Below are 1,828 nucleotides of genomic sequence, written 5' to 3' on the forward strand. Positions count from 1 at the left end.
GCCGATCCCGCCTGCCGTTCCAGACCGGCCCGGGCCTTGCCCAGGGTCCCCAGGTTCTCCTGCAGCACGGCGCACCGTTCGCTCGGCGCCCGGCCCTGTTCCCGCACCGCCCCGCACTCCGCGGCGGCGGCCTCGGCCGCCTCCTTGCCGATCACGTTCTCGTCGATGGCCCGCATGCCCTGGCCCGCGGCCTTGCGCAGCGCGGAGGGCGGTGGAACCTGCGCCGCGGCGCCGGCACGGGGCGAGCCCGGCGCCGAGGACGCCGTACCGGCCGTGGCGGTGTAGCCGGCCGCGCCCATGACGAGCGCACCGCACACCGCGCCGGAGACGAGAAGGCTGGTTTTTCGGGAGGCACCCATGGTCCTACTCCTTCGAGCGGAGATGAGGAATGATCTTCCCGATCACCTTGCGGCGGGTGTCCGGCCCCCGCAATCGGAGAGCATCTGACCCTTCGCCACATGACGTGCCCCAGCGCCGTCCCGGCCGCGGCGCCGGCGCCCTGACAGGGCGCCAGGCGTGCGGCGCCAACACCGCGGAGCGCACCGGCTTTCCACCCGAAACGCCGTCAGCCATTCGGGCAGCGGAACCCAAGCCGTCGTCGGCACGGGCCACTTCGGCCCGGCTGCGGTGGGCGGCCGGACCGGGTCAGACCTCCAGCTCCGCCTCGATGCGCTTGAGCTGATGGCGGGCCATGGCGAGGTTGGCCCGCTTGCCGTCGAGGACCAGGTAGAGGAAGAGGCCGTTGCCGCCCCGGCCCGTCAGCAGCCTGATCAGGTGGTATTGGGTGCCGAGGGTGATGAGGATGTCCTCGATGCTGTCCTGGATGTTGAGCATCTCCATGGCGCGCAGCTTGGCGCGCACGACATCCGTGTTGCCGGCCGCGGCGACGTTGAGGTCCAGGGACTGGGTGCCGCCCAGGGTGCCCAGGGCCATGCCGCTGCTGTAGTCGACGAGGGCCACGCCGATGGCCCCGTCGATCGAGCTCATCGCGTCCTTGAGTGCCAGTTCGGTGTTCGCCATGAGGAATTCGCTTTCGTCGAGTCGACGATGTGTCGACAAGGAGTCGGTGATGAAGGGTGATGAATGTGGTCGTTATGTCGGCAAATCGGCACATCCAGGTGTCGATCGGGTGTCGATGGTGCGTGCGGTTCCCGGCCGGGTCGTCAGGTCCGGCGCGGGCGCTCCAGCGCGTCGTCCGCCAGGGCGGCGATCCGCGAACCCGCCCTGCGCGCCTCCAGGTTCAGCCGGCCCACGTTGGCGTCGGCCGAGGCCAGCAGGGTCAGGACGCACGAGGAGCCGGCCGCGTAGGTGGCCACGTAGCCGCGGTCGCCGCTGACGACGAGCTCGCGGAAGCCGCCGTGGCCCACGGCGTTCGTCAGCCGCGCGCCCACGCCCAGCGCCGCGGCGGTCAGCGCGGCCACGCCGTCCGGCTCCATGTCGTCGACGAGATGGGCGATCACCAGCCCGTCCGTGCTCGCCAGCAGCGCACCGGTCAGGTGCGGCACCCGGACACGTAACCCCTGGAGCTCCGCGAGCACCTCGGGTGCGGCGGTCATCGACTGTCTCCTTCCGGTGAGCTGTCTCAGTGCGCGCCTCATCATGAGAGCGGTGGGAGGCGGTGGGGCGGCGAGCCGGGGCGCGTCACGGTCGCGGGGCGTTCCAGGGTCACAGGGCCTCCAAAGCGTCGCGGATCCGGTAGAGCAGGGAGATCTCCGGGGCGGCGGCGGTGGGGACGGGCGGTGACACGCGTGCGGACCCGGCGGCGGCACCGGGGGAGGTCGCCTCCGGGGTCCGGACCAGCCCGGCGGCCGCCAGCCGCCGGACGTCG

At 72.2% G+C, this 1,828-nt stretch carries 3 protein-coding genes; all 3 read right to left on the bottom strand.

Annotated elements, in window-relative coordinates; all coding sequences use genetic code 11:
- Positions 1 to 359: hypothetical protein (locus tag LE181_RS31690; RefSeq protein WP_225665052.1), on the bottom strand; the 359-nt coding region annotated here is incomplete at its 3' end.
- A gap of 286 nt (positions 360 to 645) precedes the next feature.
- The gene (locus LE181_RS31695) at positions 646 to 1,020 is read right to left on the bottom strand and encodes a hypothetical protein (protein ID WP_225665054.1); all 375 of its coding nucleotides are present in this window, start codon (positions 1,018 to 1,020) and stop codon (positions 646 to 648) included.
- Between the two features lie 143 nt (positions 1,021 to 1,163).
- Complete coding sequence (locus LE181_RS31700) at positions 1,164 to 1,556, bottom strand: roadblock/LC7 domain-containing protein (protein ID WP_372458559.1); 393 nt, start codon at positions 1,554 to 1,556, stop codon at positions 1,164 to 1,166.
- Positions 1,557 to 1,828: the final 272 nt, after the last annotated feature.

The sequence above is a fragment of the Streptomyces sichuanensis genome, from assembly GCF_020328095.1.
GTDB lineage: Bacteria > Actinomycetota > Actinomycetes > Streptomycetales > Streptomycetaceae > Streptomyces > Streptomyces cinnamoneus.

Coding starts and splice junctions, on each gene's coding strand:
- LE181_RS31695 (WP_225665054.1), bottom strand. CDS start 1,020: ATGGCGAACACCGAACTGGCACTCAAGGACGCGATGAGCTCGATCGAC.
- LE181_RS31700 (WP_372458559.1), bottom strand. CDS start 1,556: ATGACCGCCGCACCCGAGGTGCTCGCGGAGCTCCAGGGGTTACGTGTC.